23 protein-coding genes and 1 pseudogene are annotated in these 22,789 nt (G+C 71.0%); 15 read left to right on the top strand and 9 right to left on the bottom strand.

What is annotated here, in order from left to right:
* Window positions 1–12: 12 nt before the first annotated feature.
* From meaB to FHR82_RS00200, 3 genes are read right to left on the bottom strand one after another with little or no spacing between them, the layout of a single operon-like run.
* Complete coding sequence (meaB, locus tag FHR82_RS00190) at window positions 13–996, bottom strand: methylmalonyl Co-A mutase-associated GTPase MeaB (protein ID WP_184808165.1); 984 nt, start codon at window positions 994–996, stop codon at window positions 13–15.
* The gene (gene scpA, locus FHR82_RS00195; RefSeq protein ID WP_184808166.1) at window positions 980–3,166 is read right to left on the bottom strand and encodes a methylmalonyl-CoA mutase; all 2,187 of its coding nucleotides are present in this window, start codon (window positions 3,164–3,166) and stop codon (window positions 980–982) included. Before scpA ends, meaB begins: the two co-directional genes overlap by 17 nt.
* Window positions 3,163–4,695 carry a methylmalonyl-CoA mutase subunit beta gene (locus FHR82_RS00200; protein ID WP_184808167.1) on the bottom strand — a complete coding sequence of 511 codons (1,533 nt, stop codon included), beginning with the start codon at window positions 4,693–4,695 and terminating at the stop codon, window positions 3,163–3,165. The genes scpA and FHR82_RS00200 overlap by 4 nt, the downstream gene beginning before the upstream one ends.
* Before the next feature lie 87 nt (window positions 4,696–4,782).
* On the opposite strand from FHR82_RS00200, the gene FHR82_RS00205 reads away from it, so the two are divergent.
* From FHR82_RS00205 to FHR82_RS00225, 5 genes are read left to right on the top strand one after another with little or no spacing between them, the layout of a single operon-like run.
* Window positions 4,783–6,642, top strand: coding sequence for a serine/threonine-protein kinase (locus FHR82_RS00205; RefSeq protein ID WP_184808168.1), 1,860 nt, complete (start codon window positions 4,783–4,785; stop codon window positions 6,640–6,642).
* 21 nt (window positions 6,643–6,663) lie between these two features.
* Window positions 6,664–7,458 carry a purine-nucleoside phosphorylase gene (locus FHR82_RS00210; RefSeq protein ID WP_376706374.1) on the top strand — a complete coding sequence of 265 codons (795 nt, stop codon included), beginning with the start codon at window positions 6,664–6,666 and terminating at the stop codon, window positions 7,456–7,458.
* Window positions 7,455–9,074, top strand: coding sequence for a phospho-sugar mutase (locus FHR82_RS00215; protein ID WP_184808169.1), 1,620 nt, complete (start codon window positions 7,455–7,457; stop codon window positions 9,072–9,074). The genes FHR82_RS00210 and FHR82_RS00215 overlap by 4 nt, the downstream gene beginning before the upstream one ends.
* 59 nt (window positions 9,075–9,133) lie before the next feature.
* The gene (locus tag FHR82_RS00220) at window positions 9,134–9,547 is read left to right on the top strand and encodes a flavodoxin family protein (RefSeq protein ID WP_221463314.1); all 414 of its coding nucleotides are present in this window, start codon (window positions 9,134–9,136) and stop codon (window positions 9,545–9,547) included.
* A 23-nt stretch (window positions 9,548–9,570) separates the two neighbouring features.
* Window positions 9,571–9,939, top strand: coding sequence for a VOC family protein (locus FHR82_RS00225; protein WP_225943988.1), 369 nt, complete (start codon window positions 9,571–9,573; stop codon window positions 9,937–9,939).
* A 109-nt stretch (window positions 9,940–10,048) separates the two neighbouring features.
* Here the strand turns inward: FHR82_RS00225 and FHR82_RS00230 are convergent, their stop codons facing one another.
* The 6 genes from FHR82_RS00230 to FHR82_RS00255 all read right to left on the bottom strand — a co-directional run bounded on the left by FHR82_RS00230 (window position 10,049) and on the right by FHR82_RS00255 (window position 13,300).
* Window positions 10,049–10,441, bottom strand: a complete 393-nt coding sequence (locus tag FHR82_RS00230; RefSeq protein ID WP_184808171.1) for a MerR family transcriptional regulator — start codon at window positions 10,439–10,441, stop codon at window positions 10,049–10,051.
* 40 nt (window positions 10,442–10,481) lie between these two features.
* Window positions 10,482–10,865: a type II toxin-antitoxin system death-on-curing family toxin gene (locus FHR82_RS00235; protein WP_221463316.1), complete on the bottom strand. Its 384-nt coding sequence runs from the start codon at window positions 10,863–10,865 to the stop codon at window positions 10,482–10,484.
* A 37-nt stretch (window positions 10,866–10,902) separates the two neighbouring features.
* Window positions 10,903–11,109, bottom strand: coding sequence for a ribbon-helix-helix protein, CopG family (locus tag FHR82_RS00240; RefSeq protein WP_184808173.1), 207 nt, complete (start codon window positions 11,107–11,109; stop codon window positions 10,903–10,905).
* 214 nt (window positions 11,110–11,323) lie between these two features.
* Entirely contained in the window at window positions 11,324–11,947 is a 624-nt protein-coding gene (gene upp, locus FHR82_RS00245; protein ID WP_184808174.1) for a uracil phosphoribosyltransferase, read from the bottom strand.
* A gap of 19 nt (window positions 11,948–11,966) precedes the next feature.
* Entirely contained in the window at window positions 11,967–12,503 is a 537-nt protein-coding gene (locus FHR82_RS00250) for a hypothetical protein (protein ID WP_184808175.1), read from the bottom strand.
* A complete protein-coding gene (locus FHR82_RS00255; RefSeq protein ID WP_184808176.1) occupies window positions 12,500–13,300 on the bottom strand; it encodes a methyltransferase domain-containing protein in 801 nt (266 codons plus the stop codon). Before FHR82_RS00255 ends, FHR82_RS00250 begins: the two co-directional genes overlap by 4 nt.
* Before the next feature lie 23 nt (window positions 13,301–13,323).
* Between FHR82_RS00255 and FHR82_RS00260 the strand changes: the two genes are divergently transcribed.
* The 10 genes and pseudogenes from FHR82_RS00260 to FHR82_RS00305 all read left to right on the top strand — a co-directional run bounded on the left by FHR82_RS00260 (window position 13,324) and on the right by FHR82_RS00305 (window position 22,740).
* A complete protein-coding gene (locus FHR82_RS00260) occupies window positions 13,324–13,974 on the top strand; it encodes a DUF1707 SHOCT-like domain-containing protein (protein WP_184808177.1) in 651 nt (216 codons plus the stop codon).
* 142 nt (window positions 13,975–14,116) lie between these two features.
* Window positions 14,117–15,270, top strand: a pseudogene (locus tag FHR82_RS00265) (IS30 family transposase).
* Between the two features lie 553 nt (window positions 15,271–15,823).
* On the top strand, window positions 15,824–16,792 hold the full coding sequence (gene deoC, locus FHR82_RS00270) for a deoxyribose-phosphate aldolase (RefSeq protein WP_184808178.1): 969 nt from the start codon (window positions 15,824–15,826) through the stop codon (window positions 16,790–16,792).
* A gap of 1 nt (window position 16,793) precedes the next feature.
* Complete coding sequence (locus FHR82_RS00275) at window positions 16,794–18,221, top strand: aldehyde dehydrogenase family protein (protein WP_184808179.1); 1,428 nt, start codon at window positions 16,794–16,796, stop codon at window positions 18,219–18,221.
* The gene (locus FHR82_RS00280) at window positions 18,214–19,080 is read left to right on the top strand and encodes an aldehyde dehydrogenase family protein (protein ID WP_184808180.1); all 867 of its coding nucleotides are present in this window, start codon (window positions 18,214–18,216) and stop codon (window positions 19,078–19,080) included. The genes FHR82_RS00275 and FHR82_RS00280 overlap by 8 nt, the downstream gene beginning before the upstream one ends.
* Window positions 19,081–19,190: 110 nt before the next feature.
* Window positions 19,191–19,556: a hypothetical protein gene (locus FHR82_RS00285; protein WP_184808181.1), complete on the top strand. Its 366-nt coding sequence runs from the start codon at window positions 19,191–19,193 to the stop codon at window positions 19,554–19,556.
* A gap of 73 nt (window positions 19,557–19,629) precedes the next feature.
* Window positions 19,630–20,727: a C40 family peptidase gene (locus FHR82_RS00290; protein ID WP_311770806.1), complete on the top strand. Its 1,098-nt coding sequence runs from the start codon at window positions 19,630–19,632 to the stop codon at window positions 20,725–20,727.
* Complete coding sequence (locus FHR82_RS00295) at window positions 20,724–21,788, top strand: hypothetical protein (protein ID WP_184808182.1); 1,065 nt, start codon at window positions 20,724–20,726, stop codon at window positions 21,786–21,788. The genes FHR82_RS00290 and FHR82_RS00295 overlap by 4 nt, the downstream gene beginning before the upstream one ends.
* A gap of 56 nt (window positions 21,789–21,844) precedes the next feature.
* Window positions 21,845–22,255: a YbaB/EbfC family nucleoid-associated protein gene (locus tag FHR82_RS00300; protein ID WP_184808183.1), complete on the top strand. Its 411-nt coding sequence runs from the start codon at window positions 21,845–21,847 to the stop codon at window positions 22,253–22,255.
* On the top strand, window positions 22,252–22,740 hold the full coding sequence (locus FHR82_RS00305) for a YbaB/EbfC family nucleoid-associated protein (RefSeq protein WP_184808184.1): 489 nt from the start codon (window positions 22,252–22,254) through the stop codon (window positions 22,738–22,740). The genes FHR82_RS00300 and FHR82_RS00305 overlap by 4 nt, the downstream gene beginning before the upstream one ends.
* Window positions 22,741–22,789: the final 49 nt, after the last annotated feature.

Raw genomic sequence — 22,789 nt, forward strand, 5'->3', positions numbered from 1 at the left:
TCTCGATCGAGGTCAGTTCGCGAACTCCTTCAGTAGGCGTTCCGCGGCCAGGGTCGGCGTGAGCGTGCCGTCCGCGACCTGCTGTTCCAGCGACGGCGCGAGCGCGCGGACCCCGGGGTGCTCGGACAGCCTGGTCAGCAGCGTGTCCCGCACCATCGTCCACGTCCAGTCGACCTGCTGCCGCCGCCGCTTCTCCGCCAGCGCACCCGACTCGGTCAGCGTGTCGTGGTGCCGTTTCACCTGTTCCCACAGGGTGTCCAGCCCGGCGCCGGTCATGCCGCTGCACGTCAGCACCGGCGGGGTCCACCCGTCCGACGACGCCTGCAGCAACCGCAGCGCCCCCGACAGCTCGCGGGCCGCCTTGCGCGCGGGGAGCTCGTGGTCGCCGTCGGCCTTGTTCACCGCGATCACGTCCGCCAGCTCGAGCACGCCCTTCTTGATGCCCTGCAGCTGGTCGCCGGTGCGGGCCAGCGTGAGCAGCATGAAGCAGTCGACCATGTTGGCGACCGAGATCTCGGACTGGCCGACGCCGACGGTCTCGACCAGCACCACGTCGTAGCCCGCGGCCTCCATCAGCACGATCGTCTCGCGGGTCGCGCGGGTGACGCCGCCGAGCGTGCCGGACGTCGGCGACGGGCGGATGAACGCCGACGGGTCCACCGACAGCCGCGCCATCCTGGTCTTGTCACCCAGGATCGAGCCGCCGGTGCGCGACGACGACGGGTCGACGGCCAGCACCGCGACCCGGTGCCCGGCGCCGGTGAGCTGGGTGCCGAGCGCGTCGATGAACGTCGACTTGCCCGCCCCCGGCACCCCGGTGATGCCGACCCGGTGCGCGCCACCGGCGTGCGGCAGCAGCTCCACCAGCAGCTGCTGTGCCAGCGTGCGGTGGTCCGGCCGCCGCGACTCGACCAGCGTGATCGCCTTGGACAGCGTGCCGCGGTCACCCGCGAGCACACCCTCGGCGTACGCCGCTACGTCAACGTCCCGCGGCATTGATGAGCTTCCGCAGCAGGTCGGTGGCCGCCTCGGCGATCACCGTGCCGGGACCGAAGATCGCGGCCGCGCCCGCGTCGTGCAGCTCGTCGTAGTCCTGCGGCGGGATCACGCCGCCGACGACGATCATGATGTCGTCGCGGCCGAGCGTGGCCAGTTCCGCGCGCAGCGCGGGCACCAGCGTGAGGTGCCCGGCGGCCAGCGAGTTGACGCCGACGATGTGCACATCCGCCTCGACGGCCTGCCGCGCCACCTCCGCCGGGGTCTGGAACAGCGGGCCCACGTCGACGTCGAAGCCGAGGTCGGCGAACGCGGTCGCGATCACCTTCTGGCCGCGGTCGTGTCCGTCCTGGCCCATCTTCGCGACGAGGATGCGCGGGCGCCTGCCCTCCGCCTCGGCGAACTCGTCCACGACCCGGCGCGCTTCCTCCACATTGGACACGTCGCCGACCTCCTCCGAGTAGACGCCGGAGATCGTACGGATCTGCGCCGAGTGCCGTCCCCACACCTTGCCGAGCGCCTCGGAGATCTCGCCGACGGTGGCCTTCGCGCGGGCCGCGTCGATCGCCAGCGCGAGCAGGTTGCCCTCGCCGTTCGCGGCTGCCGACAGCGCGTCGAGCGCACTGTCCACGGCGGACTGGTCGCGTTCCGCGCGGAGCCGGCGCAGCTTCTCCAGCTGCTGCGCCCGCACGCCCGCGTTGTCGACCTTCAGCACGTCGATCCGCTCGTCCGCGTCCGCGAGCCGGTACTTGTTCACACCGATCACCGGCTGGCGGCCGGAATCGATGCGTGCCTGAGTTCGCGCGGCCGCCTCCTCGATGCGCAGCTTCGGGATGCCCGCGTCGATCGCGCGCGCCATGCCGCCCGCCGACTCGACCTCCTGGATGTGGCCCCACGCCTTGCGCGCCAGGTCGTGGGTGAGCCGCTCGACGAACGCGCTGCCGCCCCACGGGTCGATGACGCGCGTGGTGCCGGACTCCTTCTGCAGCAACAACTGCGTGTTCCGCGCGATGCGGGCGGAGAAGTCGGTCGGCAGGGCCAGCGCCTCGTCGAGTGCGTTGGTGTGCAACGACTGCGTGTGCCCCTGCGTGGCGGCCATCGCCTCGACGCACGTGCGGATCACGTTGTTGTAGACGTCCTGCGCGGTCAGCGACCAGCCGGACGTCTGACAGTGCGTCCGTAACGACAGCGACTTGTCGGACAGCTTCTGCCCGGCCGGCTCGAACTGCTTCACGAGCTTCGCCCACAGCAGCCGCGCGGCACGCAGCTTCGCGACCTCCATGAAGAAGTTCATGCCGATGGCCCAGAAGAACGACAGCCGTGGCGCGAACGCGTCCACGGACAGCCCAGCCTCCACCCCGGCGCGGATGTACTCGACCCCGTCGGCCAGCGTGTACGCCAGCTCGAGATCGGCGGTGGCACCCGCTTCCTGCATGTGGTAGCCGGAGATCGAGATGGAGTTGAACTTCGGCATGTGCCGGGACGTGTGCGAGAAGATGTCGGAGATGATCCGCATCGACGGCTGCGGCGGGTAGATGTAGGTGTTGCGGACCATGAACTCCTTGAGGATGTCGTTCTGGATGGTCCCCGTGAGCTTGTCCTGCGGCACACCCTGTTCTTCGGCCGCCACCACGTAGAGCGCGAGGATCGGCAGCACGGCGCCGTTCATGGTCATCGACACCGACATCTTGTCGAGCGGGATGCCGTCGAACAGCTGGCGCATGTCGTAGATCGAGTCGATCGCGACGCCCGCCATGCCGACGTCACCGGCGACGCGCGGGTGGTCGGAGTCGTAGCCGCGGTGCGTCGCGAGGTCGAACGCGACCGAAAGGCCTTTCTGACCGGCGGCGATGTTGCGGCGGTAGAAGGCGTTCGACTCCTCGGCGGTGGAGAAACCCGCGTACTGGCGGATGGTCCACGGCTGATTGACGTACATCGTCGGGTACGGGCCGCGCAGGTACGGCACGATGCCCGGGTAGGTCTCCAGGAAGTCGAGCCCGGCCGTGTCCTCGCGGGTGTACAGCGGCTTGACGCCGATGCCTTCCGGTGTCTCCCACATCAGCGCGTCCGGGCCCTTGCCCGTGGCGTCCTGCACGGCCGCCTGCCAGTCGGCCGCGGACCCGGCGTCCGGCTCGCCGAGTGCGATCTCGGAGAAGTCGGGGATGCTCATGACCGGGCCTCCAGCGCCGCCTCGAACGGTTCCGCGTACCGCACCCTCGGCAACCCGCCCGACGGCGGCGCCGGTTCCGGTTGGCGCGTCAGGGGTTTCTCGTCCTTGTCGGGGAAGACGGTCACGCCGGTGATCGCCTCCTCGCCCGCGTCGAGCCGCGCGGTGCGGGCCGCGCGGGTGGCTGCGAGCTTCTCCTCGACGAGCCCGGAGTCGAGCGCGGCGACGATCCCGCCCGCCTTCTCGATCTCCTGGAACACGGCCCAGCCCGCGTGTGCCAGCTCGTCGGTGTGCCGCTCCACGTACCAGGAACCACCCGCCGGGTCGATCACTCCGGCGACCCGCGACTCTTCCAGCAGGATCGACTGGGTGTTGCGGGCGATGCGGCGCGCGAACGCGTCCGGCAGGCCGATGGCCGCGTCGAACGGCTGCACCGTCACCGCGTCCGCACCGCCGACGCCTGCGGCGAAGCAGGCGAGGGTGGTGCGCAGCATGTTGTTCCACGGGTCGCGGCGGGTCGTCATCGTGGTGGAGGTCACGGCGTGCTGCGGCACGGCTGCGCGCGGCGCGCCGCAGACCTCCGCGACCCGCGCCCAGAGCCTGCGCGCGGCCCGCAGCTTCGCGATGGTGCCGAACTGGTCGGCGGTGGCGGCGAACCGGAACTCCAGCTGCCGCGCCGCCTGCTCGACCGACAGCCCGGCGCCGGTCAGCGCACGCAGGTAGGCGACGGCGGTCGCCAGCGCACAGCCCAGTTCCTGCCCGTCGGACGAGCCCGCCTCGTGGTACGGCAGGGCGTCGACGACCACGGACCGCAGGTTCACGTGCCGCTCGGCGATCCGCTTGGCCAGGCCCGCGGCGCCGTCGAGGTCGGCCGGGGTCCCGGTGCGGGCGCGGTGGCCGAGCGGGTCGGCGCCGAGGTTGCCGAGCACCGCGCCGGCCGGGACACCTTTGTCGTCGTGCACCGCGAGCAGCGCGTCCGCGGCGGCCACGAAGTCGGCGCCCGCGTCGAGGGTGACCGGGGCGAGGTCGGTGTAGACGTCGGCGAGCACGTCCGGCAGCGCGTCGACGGGCAGCCCGGCCGCGCCGACGACGAGCCACAGTGACGCGACACCGTTCTCCAGGTCGGCCAGCACCGCGCGGCGGGTGGTGCCGACGTCCGGGTCGGCGTGGCGCTGGCGGACGTCCCAGCCGATGGCGGCCGCGCCGTCGGGCCTGCTGCCCCTGGTGGACGGGGAGTCGCCGGGGAAGCCGGGGGCCATCGCGGTGGCGATCGTGCCGTCGGGCGCGCTACCCCTGGTGAACGGCGGCAGGCCGGGGAAGCCGGCGTCGGGGGCCGCGTCGTCCGCCGTGTAGAGGGGCTGGATGGCGAAACCGTCGTAGGTGGCGCTCGCGAGGAGGTCCTCGAGGGGGCCCTCGTGGGCGTCGACGTCTGCGCCCGACCTGCGCAGCACCTTGTCGACCATGGCCCGCCACTGGTCCCTGGTCGCCGCGTCGAACTCCGATGCCAGCCGCAACTGGTCCGCCGAGGTCATACCCCGCAATGCTACGGACGCCTGGTGCGAGCGCCAGGGCACGCGAGTGTGAGGCTGATCGCCGACGATCCGGTGTTTACCGGCACAATGTCGTGCGTGTCCAGCACTGGGGAGCGGGTCGTCGCCGGGCGCTACCGGCTACGCCGGCAGCTCGGCCAGGGCGCCATGGGCACCGTGTGGGAGGCCTACGACGAGTTCCTCCACCGGACCGTGTCGGTGAAGGAGGTCCTCCTCCCGCCCGGTGTGCCCGAGGCGCAGGCCGCTGAGCTGCGCGAACGTACGCTGCGTGAGGCGCGCGCCATCGCCGCGCTGTCCCATCCGAACGTGATCACGCTGCACGACGTCGCCCGCGAGAACGGCGAACCGTTCGTCGTGACCGAGTACGTGCTCGCGCACAGCCTGGCGACGTTGATCAACGTGCTCGGCCCGCTGCCGGAGCAGAAGGCCGCCGCGATCACCGACGCGGTGGCGGCCGGGCTGGCCGCCGCCCACCAGGCGGGCATCACGCATCGTGACGTCAAGCCCGGGAACGTGCTCATCGGGGTCGACGGCCAGGTGAAGCTGACCGACTTCGGCATCGCCCGCAACGTGTCCGAGCAGACGCTCACCAGCACCGGGATCATGCTCGGCTCACCCGCGTACATCTCCCCGGAGGTCGCCGCGGGCCGCGAGGTGACACCGGCGGCCGACCTGTGGGGCCTTGGCGCGACCCTGTTCGCGACGATCGAGGGCAGGCCGCCGTACGACGTGGACGGCGCCGTGCTCGAGACGGTGAACCAGGTCGTGCACGGCGACATCCCGCGGCCGTCGACCGAGGGCGCGCTCGGCGAGATCATCGCCGCGCTGATGGTGAAGGAACCGGAGGAGCGGATCACGCTGCGCGAACTGCGCAACCGCCTCCACCCCCTGCTGCCGCCGCCGAGCACCCCGCTGCTGACCGACGAGGACCTGGCACGCCTGAAGGAAGCCACCGACGATCCACAACCGGCGAGTAATCCACAACCCGCCGGTAACAACGAGGATTCGTCACCCCCAGCCGATAAGATGGCAAGGCGGGACGCCCCCGGGAACGGGTGGGGGTTGGGTGACGCGCGCGCGAGCGAAATCGGCGAATCCGACAGCGATTCCGGTGATGCGGCTCCTGCTCAGGCCCCCAAGGACGACGACGCGCCAGTGCTCGCCGCCGCGCCCGGTCCGCTGCCCTTCGACGTCACCGTTCGCGCACCGGTCGGCCGCGAACGCGGCTCCGTCGCCACCGCCCTCGTCGCGTTCTTCTCGGTCCTCTTCTTCTGCGCCGCGGCGGCGGGCGGGTTCGCGCTCTCCCGTTACGTCGGCGGCGAGCCGATCATGCCGCCAGCCCGGCAGACCACCCCGTCGCAGACCACGACCTCCGTCGAGGACGACGCGGGCGCCCTCGCGCCGAGGAGCGGCAACGCCGCCAGCACCACCCCCGCCCAGGGCGGCGGTTTCCAGGTGCCCGTGCCGCGCGACTGGGTCGAGTTCACCGAAGAGGTCACCGGCGACGACCTGCCCAACAGCACCCGCTTCTACTACGTCTCACCCGACGGCACCCAGCTGCTCACCGTCGAGCGGATCGTCGACTTCTACCCCGACCACGAGATCGAGGAGTACGTCGACATCCGGACCGAACGCGGCCCCGAGGTGGTCACCCAGGAGATCGAGGAGAAGCCGGCCAACGGCATCACCCCGCCGGGCGTCGAACCCCGGGAACCCGCGAGGGAACTCTTCTACCGCACGATCACCAGCGCCGCGGAGCTCGCGCCCGGCGACCCGAACGCCCGGGACGTGTACCAGGGCACCTTCGCCCGGCTGCTGCCCCTCGCCCGCGACCTGTGGGTGGTGTCGATGACCGTGCTCATCGACCGGGAAGGCCCCAGCAGCGAACTGTTCACCGACATCGCGAACGGCTTCAAGGTCACCGGCTGACCGGTGGCCTATCCTCCCCGGGTGACCGACATCCAGGACCACTCCTCGGCCGCTGCCGCGGCGCTTGCCAAGGCCACCGGCGTCGATACCCATGACGTCGCGGTCGTACTCGGCTCCGGCTGGCGACCCGCCGCCGACGTGCTCGGCGACCCCGACCACGAGGTGCCCATCGGCGACCTGCCCGGGTTCGCCGCGCCGACCGTCGCCGGCCACGGCGGCACGCTCCGCTCGCTGCGCGTCGGCGACAAGCGCGTGCTGATCCTGCTGGGCCGCACCCACCTGTACGAGGGCCGGGGCGTCAGCCCCGTCGTCCACGGTGTGCGGACCGCCGCCGCGGCCGGGTGCCGCACGGTCGTGCTGACCAACGCGGCCGGCTGCCTGCGTGACGGTGTCGCCGTCGGCCAGCCGGTGCTGATCAGCGACCACCTGAACCTGACGGCCACGTCCCCGCTGGTCGGTGCCCAGTTCGTGGACCTGACCGACCTGTACTCGCCGCGCCTGCGCGCACTGGCGAAGGAGATCGACCCGACGCTCGTCGAGGGCGTGTACGCCGGACTGCCCGGCCCGCACTTCGAGACCCCCGCCGAGATCCGCATGCTGCGCACCATGGGCGCGGACCTGGTCGGCATGTCGACCGTCCTCGAAGCCATCGCGGCCCGCGCCGCCGGAGTCGAGGTGTTCGGCCTGTCGCTGGTGACGAACCTGGCCGCCGGTGTCACGGGCGAGCCGCTCAACCACGACGAGGTCCTCGAAGCGGGCCGCGCGTCGGCCACCCGCATGGGCGCGCTGCTGAAGTCGCTGGTGGAGCGGTCGTGAGTCTCCCGTCGGCGCTGCGCGACCGCGCGTTCCGCTGGATCGCCGACGACCCCGACCAGGCCACCCGCACCGAACTGCAGCAGGTCGCGGCCCGCGCCATGGGCGGCGACCAGGCGGCCGTCGACGAGCTCGCCGACCGCATGAACGGGACGCTCGCGTTCGGCACCGCGGGCCTGCGCGGCCCGGTGCGCGCGGGCTCCAACGGCATGAACAAGGCGGTCGTCCTGCGCGCCACCCACGGCGTCGCCGCGTGGCTGACGTACCAGGGCCACACCGGCGGCACGGTGATCGTCGGCCGCGACGCCCGCCACGGCTCGGCCGAGTTCGCGGAAGCGGCCGCGTCGGTCCTCGTCGCGGCGGGCTTCGTCGTGCGCACCATGCCCGGCCCGCTGCCGACGCCCATGACCGCGTTCCACGTGCGCGCACTCGGTGCGGTCGCGGGCATCCAGATCACCGCGTCGCACAACCCGCCCGCCGACAACGGCTACAAGGTCTACACCGATGACGGCGCGCAGATCGTCCCGCCGGACGACGCGCTGATCGAGACCGGCATTCGGGAGGCGCCGCCAGCGGTGTCGGTCCCGGTGGCGCCCGGCGCCTCGCCTCTCGCCGACGTGTCCGGGTACGTCGCCAGGATCGCCACCCTGCCCCGCGGCGTCGCCCGCGACCTCCGCGTGGTGCTCACCCCGATGCACGGCGTCGGTGGCGAGACCGCGCTGGAAGCCTTGCGGGCAGCGGGTTTCACCGACGTTCGCCTCGTCGAGCAGCAGGCCGCCCCGGACCCGGACTTCCCGACGGTCGCGTTCCCGAACCCGGAAGAACCGGGCGCCGCTGACCTCCTGCTGGGCTTCGCGTCCGAAGTGGACGCCGATCTGGCCGTCGCGCTGGACCCGGACGCCGACCGGTGCGCACTGGGCGTCCGCGACGAGAACGGCTGGCGCATGCTGCGCGGCGACGAGACCGGCGTGCTGCTGGGTTCGCACGTGTTGTCCACAGTGGACCGACCGGACCCGTTGGTGGCGTCGACGATCGTGTCGTCGTCGATGCTGTCGCACGTGGCGGCCGCCCACGGCGCACGCCACGTCGAGACGCTGACGGGGTTCAAGTGGCTGATGCGCGCGGGCGAGGGTTTGGTGTTCGCGTACGAGGAGGCGCTGGGCCTGTCGGTGGACCCGGACCACGTGCGCGACAAGGACGGCATCTCGGCGGCGGTGGTGGCGTGCGACATGGCGGCCACGCTGAAGGCGTCCGGCCGGACGCTGCTGGATGTCCTCGACGACCTGTACACCGCGCACGGCGTGCACCTGACCGACCAGATCTCGCTGCGGTTCGCGGACGTCACGGCGATGCTCCCCTTGGTGGCGGGCCTGCGGTCGGCGCCGCCGGAGCAGTTGTGCGGCGTGCCGGTGAGCGAGGACGGCCCGGCCGCGGACATCGTCCGCCTACGCGGCGAGGGCCTGCGGGTGGTGGTCCGCCCGTCGGGCACCGAGCCGAAGGTGAAGGCGTACCTGGAGGTCGTGACCCCGGTGACGGGCACCCTGGCCGACGCCCGCTCGCAGGCCGCGACCCGCCTGGTCACCTTGCGCGACGAGGTGACGGCACTGCTGAAGGACTGACTCAGGAAGGTCGTCGCGTGGCCAGGTTGTTGATCGTGCACCACACGCCGTCGCCGTCCATGCAGGCGATGTTCGAGGCCGTGGTGGCCGGGGCGACCACCGGCGAGATCGAAGGCGTCGAGGTCGTGCGGCGGCCTGCGCTCGCGGCCACCGTGTCCGACGCGCTCGAGGCCGACGGCTACCTCCTCGGCACGCCCGCCAACCTCGGCATGATGTCTGGCGCGCTCAAGGTGTTCTTCGACCTCGCCTACTACCCGATCCTCGACGCCACCCGCGGCCGCCCCTTCGGCCTCTACGTGCACGGCAACAACGACACCACCGGCGCGGTCCGCGGCATCGAGTCGGTCACCACCGGCCTCGGCTGGGAGAAGGTGGCGCCGGTCGTGAGCGTCACCGGCGAGCCAGGCAAGGCCGACCTCCAGGCCTGCTGGGAACTCGGCGCCACCGTCGCGGCGGGCTTGACTCTGACGTAACTGGAGACTCGACGCTCGACGGCATGACCGAGTACGTCAGCCCCGTGCCCATGCCCGCTCTCGACGCCGTCGCCCCGGAGGTCTACCGCGGCATCTACGGCATGCCGATGTTCGTCACCCTGCCGACCACCGATCTGGCGGCCTCTCGGGACTTCTGGCTCCGCGGCCTCGGCTTCATCGACCTGTTCTCCATTCCAGGTCAGCTGACCCACGTCCGGCGCTGGGCCTTCCAGGACGTGCTGTTCGTGCCGGGCGAGCCGGCCGACAGCACAGCGAGCATCAGCTTCGCCTGCGTCCTCGACCAGCTCGCCGAGATCGCCGCGCGCTGCGAGGCGATCGCGCCCGGCTGCACCAGCGGGCCGGAAGAAGGCCCTGGAACTCCGTCGAGCTGACGGTCGTGACCCCTGAGCGCGCACGGGTCGTCATGACGGCCGCCAAGCCGCTCGACCCGCACAGCCCCGCCGCGGACCGCCTGCGGGAGATCGGCATCGCGGTGCCGGACTAAGCAGACGCGGCCTGCGGCTCGGTCACCACCGCCCGCTCGCAGTTCTCGTAGTTGGCGATCTTGTAGTTCAGCACCTCGAGGCACGAGTTCAGCTCGGCGATCCGGCTCAGCACCTCGGTCCGCTGTTCCACCAGGATCTGCTTGCGCCGCCCGGCGCTGGCCACGCCCTGGTGGCGCAGCTTCGCGTACTCCCGCATCATGCGGATCGGCATGCCGGTCGTGCGCAGTTTGGTCAGGAACTCGAGCCACACCAGGTCGTCGTCGTTGTAGGCGCGGCGGCCGCCGGAGTCGCGGGCCGGCGGCTCGATCAGCTGGATGCGCTCGTAGTAACGGAGTGTGTCGATCGACAACCCACTGCGGTGGGCTGCCTCGGCGATCGCATAAGTCACGGCTTCGACCGTAAGAGCTGGAGTGCACTCCAGGTCAAGCTCATAAGTCGCTCTCCTTCGGATGCGCCCACTCCTCGAGCCGCGCCGCCATCTCCGGTACGCCGACGTTCCCCCGGCCGACCTCGCGGACCAGGTCGAGGGCCTCGTCCTCGTCGGCGTCGATCCACCAGCCGTTCATGTCGCAGATGGTCACGGCCGCGACCCAGCCGAGCCGCCAGTTGCCCTCGACGAGGGGTCGCGTGCACACGATCGAGTCGAGCAGCGCGGCCGCCTTCAGCCACAACGACTCGTACGCCTGCACCCCGAGCACGGTCGCGCGGGGCCGGTGCGCGGCAGCGTCGAGCAGGCCGAGGTCGCGCACGACAAGATCACCACCGGTCACGGCAGCGGCCAGCACGAGCAGGTCACTGGCGTCCAAGTACATGATCACGCAGGGATCATCTCAGACACCACCGACAGTTTTAGGCCGTTCCGATCCGGTCCAGCAGCCCTTTGTAGCGCGGTAGGACCCGGCCAAGAACCTCGCCCAGCTGCTGTTCCTTCTGCAGCCGTGACCAGCGGTCGGCCAGCGCCAGCCGCAGGATCTCCTGCTTCGACCTGCCCTCGGCTTCGGCCAGCTGGGCGAGGTGGGCGTTCTCCTCGTCCGACAGCCTCAGAGTCATCGCCATGCTGCCGACGGTACCACCGTGATACCAACCGCTCCAGGTGTCGCGTTGCGGTCTCAGTCGACGAAACCGCCGCCCGCGGCGGTCGCGAGGTCCGGGCCGAACACGGCCGCCGGCGGGCGGGACGACTTCGCGGCCTGTGTGGAGGCGGTCGTCACGTCACTCCGCGACGCGTTGGCCGAGGACCCGCCGCCGTCCGCTAGACCGTGCGGTACCGCTAGACCGTGCCGTACTGCCGGTCTCCGGCGTCACCGAGTCCCGGCACGATGTAGCCGGAGTCGTTCAGCCGCTCGTCGATGCTCGCCGTGACCAGCCGGACCGGCAGTTTCGCCTCCGAGAGGTGCTTGATGCCCTCGGGTGCCGCCAGCGCGCACACGGCCGTCACGTCGGTGGCGCCGCGGTCGGTCAGCAGCCGGATCGTGTACTCCATCGAGCCGCCGGTCGCGAGCATCGGGTCGAGCACGAACACCGGCCGCCCGGCGAGGTCCGCGGGCAGCGACTCCATGTACGGGGTTGGTTCGAGCGTCTCCTCGTTGCGCGCCAGGCCGACGAAACCCATCTGTGCCTCGGGGATCAGCTTGTGCGCCTGGTCGGCCATGCCGAGGCCCGCCCGCAGCACCGGCACCAGGAGCGGCGGGTTCGCGAGCCAGTAGCCCTCGGTGCGGGCGACCGGGGTGTGGATGCGCTCGGTGCGCACCGGCGCCTCCCGCGTCGCCTCGTAGATGAGCATGACGGTCAGCTCGTGCAGCGCCGCGCGGAACACGGCGTTGTCGGTGCGGGCGTCCCGCATGACGGTCAACCGCGCCTTGGCGAGCGGGTGATCGACGGTGAGCACATCCATGTCGCGACACGTTAGCCGTTCAGACCGACCACACCTCGGCGGTGGCGAGAAACGCGGACGACGACGGCCGGTGCTCGGTGCCGCCGACGGTGACCGTGCCGGGCACCCGGTGCCCGTCGACCGTGATGGCCGCTTCCGCGACCGGCGCCAGCAGCAGCTGCAGCGAGTGCGGGACGCCGTCGAGGGAGAAGCTGTCGGTGGCGAACGTGCGGCGTCCCAGCACATCTGACATGGAAACCTCGACACCGCCGCCACGCGCGGTCAGTCCGGTCGTCAGGTCCAGCTCGACGGTCACCGGCGCCGCGTCGACCTCCGGTGCCGGCCACGGCAGCCCGTCCACTTCGGGGAAGTGCCGCACGAAGTACTGCGCGAGCCACTCCGCCAGCGCCGGGTCGCTGCCCACGGCACGGACCCGGTCGCCGTGCCACAGCACGAGGGCGGTGCCCGCGCCGCGGACCGACCAGTCCACGGTCCACACCGACGCGAACGCCGTCACCACGTCGCCGTCGGTGAGCCGTGCCCCGGGGTTCGCCCCGGTGAGGATCACCGCGTTCATCGGTGCGCCAGCACGGCGAACATGGTCACCGACATGTGGAAGTCGCCGTTCTCCGCGCCCGCGGCCAGGTCGATGAGGAACCGCTCGCAGTCCTCGGCGCCGATCACGCCGCGGTCGACCGCCATCCTGCCGAGCATCCGCACCAGCGGCCCGGTCGCCGCCTCGGGTGACTGGACGAGTGCCTGCGAGCCGATGTCGTCGACGGTGAGGCCGGCCCCGCTGAGCTGTCCAGGCAGCCGCCGCGCGGCCTGGGGGTTCACCACACCGCCGCGCATCGACTCCGTCATCACGCGCACGATCTCCGGTTCACCGGGATGGATGATCGCTGTCGCCCAGTCGGTGTCGGTCACGACCACGCGTCCACCGGGCCGCAGTACGCGGGCGATCTCCGCGGTCACCTTCTCCGGGTGGTCGAGGTGCTGGAACACGCGCTCGCAGGTGACCGCGTCGAGCGACGCGTCGGGGAACGGCAGCCCGTAGGCGTTGCCGTCGACGAACCGTGCGCGGGGCGCGCGCCGCGCCGCCTCCGCGCGCATGCCGGGGTTCGGGTCGACGCCGACGACCTCGCCGCCCGCGCCGACGGTCTCCGCGAGGAGCCGCGCCAGCTCACCGGTGCCGGACCCGATGTCGAGCACCCGGTCGCCGGGTTTCAGGCCGAGCACCGCGATGGTCCACGCCCGCAGTCGGGGAATACCGGGCAGCCGGTTCTGCTGGTCCAGCGTGGCGATCTGCTTTGCCAGATCAGTGGGCGAGATCTCGTCGGCGTGGAAAAGACCGCGCCGGGCACCATCGGGCATGTGCGCACGATAACCTCACCCGCGTGAGTGAACCGCCAGCCGTGCCAGACCCGCGGGAGATGCGGGTGTCCAACGATGACCGCGAGCGGGTGGCGCAGGTTCTGCACGACGCCATGGCCGAAGGCAGGCTGACGGTCAACGAGCTCGAGGAGCGTCTGGACAAGGTCTACGCGGCGAAGATCTTCCGCGACCTGGAGCCGCTGGTGCGGGACCTGCCGGTGGGCGGCCAGACGCCGAGGCTGCCGCTGCCCGCCGCCGCACCCCTGCCCGCGGTGTCGAACCGGATCGGCGGTCGCGGCACGTCGAGCGCGGCGGTCGCGGTCATGTCCGGCTCGGTGCGCAAGGGCGTGTGGACGGTACCGCCCACGTTCACGTCGTTCGCGCTCATGGGCGGCGTGGAGATCGACCTGACCGACGCGCGCTTCGAGGACGCCGAGACCACCATCCAGGCGTACGCCTTCATGGGCGGCATCGAGATCTTCGTGCCAGAGGACGTCGTGGTGCAGGTCAACGGCGTCGGTTTCATGGGCGCGTTCGAGAGCACCATCTCCGAGTCCGGCCAGCCGCGCCCCGGTGCGCCGCTGGTGAAGGTCAACGGCCTGGCCTTCTGGGGCGCCGTCGAGGTCAAGCGCAAGAAGCCGTCGAAGAACGACAGGCGCCAGCTCGAGGAGTAGCGCGGCGGACGGCTGAAGCCCTGAAAGCCGCTGTAGAGACAGCTGCGATGCCACGAAGGGGTCCTTCGTTCCGCTCGGTGCGATGAAGGACCGGCGGAATCACTCGGTCGTCGCAACACCCTCTGTGAGCTGGGAGTTTGTGATGTCGGGTGGGTTGCCGTTGGGGCGGTCGGTGCGGGTGCGGTTTTGGGGATTGGTGGCGGCGGGTCACCGGGTGTGGCCTGCGAGTGGGCTGGCTGGTGTGTCGCATGAGACGGGGCGGCGGTGGTTCCGTGAGGCTGGTGGGGTGATCGGGAACGCGCCACGCCCGTTGAGCGGGCGTTATCTATCGTTGGCTGAGCGGGAGGAGATCTCCCGTGGTTTGTCCGCGGACCGGCCGTATCGGGAGATCGCCCGGGGGTTGGGCCGTGAACCGTCGACGGTGAGCCGGGAGGTCACGAACAACGGTGGCCGGGATGGGTATCGGGCGTACCGGGCGGAGGTGGCGGCGCGGGAGCGGGCGAAGCGACCCAAGACCGCGAAGCTGGCCGAGACCGGTAACCGCGAGTTGCGGGATCATGTGCAGGCGCGGTTGCGGTGGAAGTGGTCTCCGGCGGAGATCTCGGCCAGGCTGGCGGTGGAGTTCCCCGACCGGCCGGAGATGCGGGTGTCCCACGAAACGATCTACCAGTCGTTGTATGTGCAGAGCCGGGGAGCGCTGCGCCGCGACCTGACCCGCTGCCTGCGGACCGGGCGGGCACTGCGTAAACCCCACCGGCGGGCAGCGGCGCGGCGGTCGAGGATCCCGAATATTGTCGAGATCAGCGAACGTCCCGCCGAAGCCGCGGACCGGGCGGTCCGGGGCATTGGGAAGGTGACCTGATCCTCGGCGCCGGGAACAAGTCCGCGATCGGCACCCTGGTCGAACGCTCAACCCGCTACGTGATGCTGCTCCACCTCCCGAACGGATACGACGCCACCCAGGTCCGCGACGCGATGATCGACACAATCCACACCCTCCCGGCCGAGCTACGCCGGTCGATGACCTGGGACCGCGGCAACGAGATGGCCCGCCACACCGACATCACCCTCGCCACCGACATGGCCATCTACTTCTGCGACCCCCACTCACCCTGGCAACGCGGCAGCAACGAGAACACCAACGGCCTGCTCCGCCAGTACTTCCCCAAAGGCACCAACCTCTCCCAGCACAGCCTCGAACACCTCACCGAAGTCGCCGCCGAACTGAACAGCCGACCCCGCAAAACACTGAACTGGCTTACCCCACAAGAAAAACTCACCCTGCTACTGTCCTAACCAGACCACGTTGCAACGACCACGTGAATCCGCCACCCCTTCGTTGCGCTCACCGTGATGAAGGACCCCTTCATCACGCCCGGTGTGACGAAGGGCCCCTTCATGCCATCGGCACAGCCCCGAAAGCGCCTTCACGGCACGAAAGCCAACCGAGCACGGGCGAAAGCCCGCCACAAGGGGCTCCCTGCCATCCCGTCGACCTGGCGAAGCCCGATCACACCGGCTCAAGGGGGCACCACCAACGGAACCGGCGGCAAAGCTGGGAACGCCCCCTTGAGCCGGTGTGATAGCCCGTAGGGAGGTCGACGGGATGGCAGGCAGACCCGCACCCAACCGCAGCCAAACAACAAAACCCCAAAGCCATCCCAGAGACCTGCCCCTCCGGCGAGGAGCCCCCCGGAGGGCAGCCCGCCCCTCCGGCGAGGAGCACGCCCGTCCAGCAAGGAGCCCCGGGAAGGCAGCCCGCCCCTCCGGCGAGGAGCCCCCGGAGGGCACACCGGCCGAGGGCCCGACCCGACGGTCCAGGTCGGGGGTGCCGCCTAGACTCGGGCACATGGCAGCACCCTCAACGGCGAGCACCGGGTTACCGCCCGCACTCGCCGACGCGACCCGGGACGAGATGTCCCTGCGGCGGTTCCTCCACGGGCTACCGGGCGTGGACCAGGTCGGCGTCGAGCAGCGGGCGGCGGGCCTGGCCACCCGCAGCATCAAGAAGGCCTCGAAACTGCAGGCCATCGACACCGCGATCGGCCTGGTCGACCTGACCACCCTCGAAGGGGCCGACACCGTCGGCAAGGTCCGCTCGCTGTGCGCGAAGGCGCGGCGGCCCGACCCGGAGCGGCCGGACGTCCCCAGGGTGGCGGCGGTGTGCGTCTACCCCGACATGGTGGCGACCGCGGCGGCGGCGACCGCGGGCAGCGGCATCGACATCGCGAGTGTGGCGACCGCGTTCCCGTCGGGGCGCTCGACCAGGGAGATCAAGCTCGCCGACACCCGGTTCGCGGTCGAGAGCGGCGCCACCGAGGTCGACATGGTGATCGACCGGGGTGCGTTCCTCTCCGGGCAGTACGGGCGGGTCTTCGACGAGATCGTGGCGGTCCGGGAGGCGTGCGGACAAGCGCACCTCAAGGTCATCCTCGAGACCGGTGAGCTGGTCACCTACGACAACGTGCGCCGCGCGTCGTGGCTCGCGTTGCTGGCTGGCGGGGACTTCATCAAGACCTCCACCGGCAAGGTCAGCCCCGCGGCGACGCTGCCCGTCACGCACGTGATGCTGCAGGCCGTCCGCGACTGGCACACGCAGACCGGCGAGCACCGGGGCGTGAAACCGGCGGGCGGGATCCGCAACACCAAGGACGCGATCCGGTACCTGGTCGCCGTCAACGAGGTCGCCGGGCCGGACTGGCTCACCTCGAAACTCTTTCGCTTCGGTGCGTCCAGCCTGCTCAACGACCTGCTGATGCAGCGGCGTGCCCAGCTCGAAGGCCACTACAGCGGCCCTGACTACGTGACGGTGGACTGACATGTGGGAATACGCGCCCGCTCCCGAGAACCGGGACATCGCGAACCTCAAGCCCAGCTACCGGATGTTCCTCGACGGCGAGTTCGTCGAGGGCGCCGGTGAGCCGCTGAAGACGGTCAACCCCGCCACCGAGGAGGTGCTGGCCGAGGTCAGCACGGCCGACAAGAACGACGTCGACCGCGCGGTCAAGGCCGCGCGCCGCGCCTACGACCGGGTGTGGGGGAAGATGCCGGGCGCCGAGCGCGCCAAGTACATCTACCGGATCGCCCGCATGATCGCCGAGCGCGCGCGCGAGCTCGCCGTCCTGGAGAGCCTCGACAACGGCAAGCCGATCAAGGAGTCGCGGGACGTCGACGTGCCGACCGCGTCCGCGCACTTCTTCTACCACGCGGGCTGGGCCGACAAGCTCGGCTACGCGGGCCTCGGGCCGGACCCGAGGCCGCTGGGTGTCGCGGGCCAGGTCATCCCGTGGAACTTCCCGCTGCTGATGGCCGCGTGGAAGATCGCGCCCGCGCTGGCCTGCGGGAACACCGTGGTGCTGAAGCCCGCCGAGACGACGCCGCTGACGGCGCTGGTGCTCGCCGAGATCATCCAGCAGGCCGAACTGCCGCCGGGCGTGGTCAACATCCTGCCCGGCGCCGGGGACGTGGGTGCCGAGCTGGTCAGCCACGCCGGTGTCGACAAGGTCGCGTTCACCGGCTCCACCGACGTCGGCAAGCTCATCCAGCGCTCGCTCGCGGGCAAGGGCAAGAAGGTCACCCTCGAGCTGGGTGGCAAGGCCGCCAACGTGGTGTTCGACGACGCGCCGCTCGACCAGGCCGTCGAGGGCATCGTCAACGGCATCTTCTTCAACCAGGGCCACGTGTGCTGCGCGGGCTCGCGGCTGCTGGTGCAGGAGTCCGTCGCCGACGAGCTGATCGAGAAGCTGCACGCCCGCGTCTCCACGCTGCGGATCGGTGACCCGCTCGACAAGAACACCGACGTTGGCGCGATCAACTCGCGCGAGCAGCTCACGAAGATCACCGAGCTCGTCGAGTCCGGGGAGAGCGAGGGCGCGGAGAAGTGGGTGAGCCCGTGTCCGTTGCCGGACAAGGGTTTCTTCTTCGCGCCGACCGTGTTCTCCGGTGTCAGCCAGGCCATGCGGATCGCCCGCGAGGAGATCTTCGGGCCCGTGCTGTCGGTGCTGACGTTCCGCACCCCGGACGAGGCCATCGCCAAGGCCAACAACACGCCCTACGGCCTGTCCGCGGGCATCTGGACGGAGAAGGGCTCGCGCATCCTCTGGGCGGCGAACAAGCTCCGCGCCGGTGTGGTGTGGGCCAACACGTTCAACCGCTTCGACCCGACCGCGCCGTTCGGCGGCTACCAGGAGTCCGGGTTCGGCCGCGAGGGCGGCCGCACGGGGCTGGAGGCATATCTCGATGTCTGACCGTCTGTCCGTCGCGAAGACGTACAAGCTCTACATCGGCGGCGCGTTCCCGCGTTCCGAGTCCGGCCGCTCCTACGTGGTGCGCGACAGCAAAGGCGGGTTCCTCGCCAACGCGGCGCAGGGCTCTCGCAAGGACGTCCGCGAAGCGGTCGTCGCCGCGCGCAAGGCGTTCGGCGGCTGGTCCGGCGCCACGGCGTACAACCGCGGCCAGGTGCTGTACCGGGTGGCGGAGCTGCTGGAGGGCAGGCGTGAGCAGTTCATCGCCGAAACCGCCGCCAGCGAAGGGATCGCCACCAAGAAGGCACAGTCCACTGTGGACGCGGCGATCGACAGGTGGGTCTGGTACGCGGGCTGGACCGACAAGATCGCGACCGTCCTCGGTGCGTCGAACCCGGTCGCCGGGCCGTACTTCTCGTTCTCGGTGCCGGAGCCGACCGGTGTCGTCGGCGTGCTCGCGCCGCAGGCCTCGTCGTTGCTGGGGCTCGTGAGCGTGGTCGCGCCGGTGATCGCCACCGGCAACACCGCCGTCGTGATCACCTCGCAGGACCGGCCGCTGCCCGCGATCACGCTGTCCGAGGTGCTCGCGACGTCCGACGTGCCGGGCGGGGTGGTCAACATCGTCACCGGCCGGACCGCGGAACTGGCGCCGTGGCTCGCCTCGCACGCCGACGTCAACGCACTCGACCTGGCCGGTGCGCCCGAGTCGATGCGGGCCGAACTGGAGGGCGCGGCGGCCGACACCGTCAAGCGGGTGCTGCGGGCCAGGGCCACCGAGCCGGACTGGACCGCGCAACCGGACATGTCCCGGCTGCGCGCGTTCGTCGAGTCGAAGACCGTCTGGCACCCGATGGGAGTCTGATCGGGGTCTGATCGGCGGATTCTCCCGCACGTCGGGGCCGAGTTGACCTACTCTTTCACGCGGGGAGCCACCGGGGGCTGGTGTGCGTCAGACCCGTCAGGAGGGGACAGATGACGAACCACGACGAGCCGTTGCCGCCGCCACCACCGCCGCCGGGTTACGACGCGGACGGGGACGCGTTCGCGAGCTTCACCAGGGGATACCGGCCGCTGGCCGACGACCTGAACCGGGCGACGGGCAACAACCTCGGCGCGCACACGTCGCTGGACGGCAACGCGTTCTCGCGGGTCGGCAACGAGGTCGGGCTGTCCGACGCCATCCGCAACGCGACGCAGCGCCAGCTCGACCGCGTGAACGGCCTCGCGGGCAACACCACCGCGATGGCCGACGCGGTGGACCAGACGTGGACGAACTACGTCGACATCGAGGACGAGGCCGGCAGGCGGGTCCGGCGGGCGGCGGGTGAGATCTCGTGAGCGGAGCTTGCGGAGCGAACAATCAGACGCAGGGCGACCACGAGCGGCCGCCCCGAGCCTGTGAGGAGCGGTCGTGAGTCCCACGACGGTTCCGCTCGTCACGCCACTGGTCCAGCCCGCTGCCGACGCGCAGCGCCAGCTCGCGACCGACGACGGCGCGATCGAGGGTGTCGGCCAGGCGCACGGCAACGTCCAGAACGCGCTGTACACCTACGACACGGACGCGGGCAGCCAGACGCGCACGCTGCAGGGCGGCTGGGAAGGCAGCTCCGCGGACCGGCAGGCCGCCGACGTGCGCACGATGAGCACCACGTCCAAGGACATCAGCGAGTACAGCGCTGAGGTCCAGTCCGCGGTGCGGGACGCGGCGGGCATCCTCAAGGTCGGCCAGAACACCAACCAGCAGCTCATCGACAACTTCATGGACAAGGCGGCGGAGCTGCTGTCGGCCGCGTCCGCCCTCCGCGCGGCCGGTGACCACGCGGGCGCGCAGGCCAAGATCTCCGAGCTGATCCGCCTCGGCGCCCAGGTCAGCGGCGAGAGCAGCACGAACCTCGAAGCCGTCATGTCGCAGCTGACCGGCGTGGTCGACCGCCTGAACGGCGGTGGCGCGACCACCCCGGCGAGCGCCGAGAACCAGCCGCCCGCCGCCTACAACAGCCCCGGCGGTGGCGGTGGTGGTGGCGGCGGCGGAGATGGTGGTGGCGGGGGAGGCGGCGGTGGCGTCGTCACCAAGAAACGCCTCCCGGTCGCGATCCCGCCGCAGCCCGGCACGGGCGTCGCGGTGAACCTGCCAGACGGCAGCACGGTCATGGCCCCGAACGAGACCGCGGCGAAGGCCGTCCGCGCGGCGCTGGGCCAGCTGGGCGTCCCGTACGTGTGGGGCGGCACCGCCCCGGGCGTGGGCCTCGACTGCAGCGGCCTGACCCAGTACGCGTACGGCGAGGCCGGCCTGGACATCCCCCGCACGTCCCGCGAACAGGACATCGGCGCGGAGGTCCCGTCCGCGGACCAGCTCCTGCCCGGCGACCTCGTCTGCTGGGAAGGCCACGTCGCCATGTACATCGGCAACGGCCAGATCGTCGAGGCGGGTGACCCGGTCCAGGTCGGCGACCTGCGCACCACCAACTCGGGCATGCCGTTCGTGGGCTTCTACCGTCCAACGGGATGACGAACCTGGAGTTCTTCGTCGACCTGGCGGTCACGGGCACCGTGCTGGGGCTCGACCACACGAGCACCTTGGCGGAATTCGAGGCCTGCTTCGCGCTGACCCACGCCTCGGCGTACCCGGACTCGCTGGTCACCGACGCGGGACTGGTGGAGTTCGGCTGGCAGCGGTGGCACGGCGGTGACCCGTGGACCGCCACGTACTTCGGCGCCCAGGCCCACCGGCTCGACCGCCTCGTGGAGCAGGAGCAGGTGGAGTCGCCGCTTCAGGCGCGGTACGGCGAGTTCCCGGCCCGGGTGCACGTCGACGACCTGCTGGCGGCCACGGCCGCCGCCGGGTACCCGCTCCGGCAGGTGCCGGAGCGCGACGAGAACTGCGTCGCCTACTGGTCTCCGGTCTCGGACATGCATGTGCTCGCCACGGCTGGGAACAGCACTGACCAGAACAGCACCGACCGGAACAGCACCGACCGGAACAGCACTGACCAGAACGGCACCGGCGACCCGGTGCCGCCCGGCACCGTGCTCAAGATGCTGGGGCCGCAGCCGTGGTGGCCGTGGCACCGGTACCTGGGCAGGGAACTGGAGTTCGCCGCGCACGCACGACAACTGCTGTCGGCAGAGCGGTCGGCATGGCTGGACGCGCACGATCCGGTCGACGAGCCGCCCGAGGTGCGCAGGGACTGGTGGGGCTGCCTCACCACCATGGTGTGGCGGAAGACCAAGGAGCCCGGGCCGGTGGTCGCGCTGCACCGCGAGGCCGCCGAACGCGCCGTGTGCACGGTCGCGGAGGCCGCCCTCGCCGAGATCGGCGTGCTGGTCCGCGCACACGGCAAGGGCGTCCCGGCCGGTTCGACCGACGAGGCCACCACGCGCTGGCTCGCGCATGTCCCGCCCGCCGGTGACCTGCGGTCCGACCGCGTGCTGCGCAACCAGATCCACGAGGTGGGCCAGGGTCTGCCGCACCTCGCCGACCCGGCTCTGGCCGAGGCGGTGCGGCCGTGGCTGGACCTGCGGCCGGAGTTGCTCGCGGACGGGCGCGTGCCCCGGCTTGTCACGGACTAGCGCGCTTGTCGGACCTTTCGGGCACACTTGTGCGGTACCGGGGATCAGGAGGGGTCGTGGAGATCGACATCGACCACGAGTTGGCGGCGTTGGACCGCAAGGTGGCGCAGGCCGACGAGCAGGCGCGGACGCAGGTCGCGCGCGTCGGCCGGGTCACGGGCAAGGCCAGTTCGCCCGACGGCGGCATCGAGGTCGTCGTGGCGCCTGGCGGGCTGCTGACCGGGTTGCGGCTGTCCCCCGCCGCGGTGTCGGGGGACATGGAGACGTTGGCCCGCAACATCACCTCGCTCGTCGACCGGGCGACCCGGCGCGCGGGCAGCAACATGCACAAAACGCTGTCGCCGGTGCTCGGTGAACGTGGCGAGAAGCATCTGGAGTCACTGGGCTACGTGCCGGTGGACGACGAGGAGGACGCGGCGGAGGGCGACTTCTCCGACCCACTGAAGCACCTCGGGGGCAGGCGGTGATCGAACGCGAGCCGGTCAACCGCACCACGCGGCAGCTGATCGAGGACGGCCGGGCCCGGCAGGACGCACTGTCCAAAGTGGACGAGATCCTGGCGACGGTCACCGGCACCGCGCACGACCGCAACGACACCGTCGAGGTGACCGTCGACGGCCGGGGCAAGCTGAAGCGGCTGTGGCTGGCGCAGGAGGCCGCGCGCTACGGCGCCGACGGGCTCGCGCAGCTGATCGTGAAGGTCGCGGCGGTCGCCATGGACGACGCGACCCAGACGGGTTACAACAAGGTCGCGCTCCTGCTCGGTGACAACCTGACCTACGCTTTGGAGCAGCTGTCGGGCCGGGCCGCGCCCGCGCGGCGGCCCGGTGACGAGGGCATCACCGCCGAGGAGTTCCAGGAACGGCGTGACAGAAGGGTCGGTGCGAACGCACCGGATTCATCCGATGAACTCGACTCGTTCGACCCCTCGTCGCTACGGTCCGACCGGTGATCCACCCAGTTTCCCCGACCACGTAGGCTTCCCGTCGTTCTGAGTGCCC

This window comes from Actinophytocola algeriensis, from assembly GCF_014203735.1.
Taxonomy (GTDB): Bacteria; Actinomycetota; Actinomycetes; order Mycobacteriales; family Pseudonocardiaceae; genus Actinophytocola; species Actinophytocola algeriensis.

Excerpts from the sequence above, each read along its gene's own strand:
- meaB (WP_184808165.1), bottom strand. The coding sequence starts at position 996 with ATGCCGCGGGACGTTGACGTAGCGGCGTACGCCGAGGGTGTGCTCGCG.
- scpA (WP_184808166.1), bottom strand. The coding sequence starts at position 3,166 with ATGAGCATCCCCGACTTCTCCGAGATCGCACTCGGCGAGCCGGACGCC.
- FHR82_RS00200 (WP_184808167.1), bottom strand. The coding sequence starts at position 4,695 with ATGACCTCGGCGGACCAGTTGCGGCTGGCATCGGAGTTCGACGCGGCG.
- FHR82_RS00205 (WP_184808168.1), top strand. The coding sequence starts at position 4,783 with ATGTCGTGCGTGTCCAGCACTGGGGAGCGGGTCGTCGCCGGGCGCTAC.
- FHR82_RS00220 (WP_221463314.1), top strand. The coding sequence starts at position 9,134 with ATGCAGGCGATGTTCGAGGCCGTGGTGGCCGGGGCGACCACCGGCGAG.
- FHR82_RS00225 (WP_225943988.1), top strand. The coding sequence starts at position 9,571 with ATGACCGAGTACGTCAGCCCCGTGCCCATGCCCGCTCTCGACGCCGTC.
- FHR82_RS00235 (WP_221463316.1), bottom strand. The coding sequence starts at position 10,865 with ATGTACTTGGACGCCAGTGACCTGCTCGTGCTGGCCGCTGCCGTGACC.
- FHR82_RS00240 (WP_184808173.1), bottom strand. The coding sequence starts at position 11,109 with ATGGCGATGACTCTGAGGCTGTCGGACGAGGAGAACGCCCACCTCGCC.
- upp (WP_184808174.1), bottom strand. The coding sequence starts at position 11,947 with ATGGATGTGCTCACCGTCGATCACCCGCTCGCCAAGGCGCGGTTGACC.
- FHR82_RS00250 (WP_184808175.1), bottom strand. The coding sequence starts at position 12,503 with ATGAACGCGGTGATCCTCACCGGGGCGAACCCCGGGGCACGGCTCACC.
- FHR82_RS00255 (WP_184808176.1), bottom strand. The coding sequence starts at position 13,300 with ATGCCCGATGGTGCCCGGCGCGGTCTTTTCCACGCCGACGAGATCTCG.
- deoC (WP_184808178.1), top strand. The coding sequence starts at position 15,824 with ATGGCAGCACCCTCAACGGCGAGCACCGGGTTACCGCCCGCACTCGCC.
- FHR82_RS00275 (WP_184808179.1), top strand. The coding sequence starts at position 16,794 with ATGTGGGAATACGCGCCCGCTCCCGAGAACCGGGACATCGCGAACCTC.
- FHR82_RS00280 (WP_184808180.1), top strand. The coding sequence starts at position 18,214 with ATGTCTGACCGTCTGTCCGTCGCGAAGACGTACAAGCTCTACATCGGC.
- FHR82_RS00285 (WP_184808181.1), top strand. The coding sequence starts at position 19,191 with ATGACGAACCACGACGAGCCGTTGCCGCCGCCACCACCGCCGCCGGGT.
- FHR82_RS00295 (WP_184808182.1), top strand. The coding sequence starts at position 20,724 with ATGACGAACCTGGAGTTCTTCGTCGACCTGGCGGTCACGGGCACCGTG.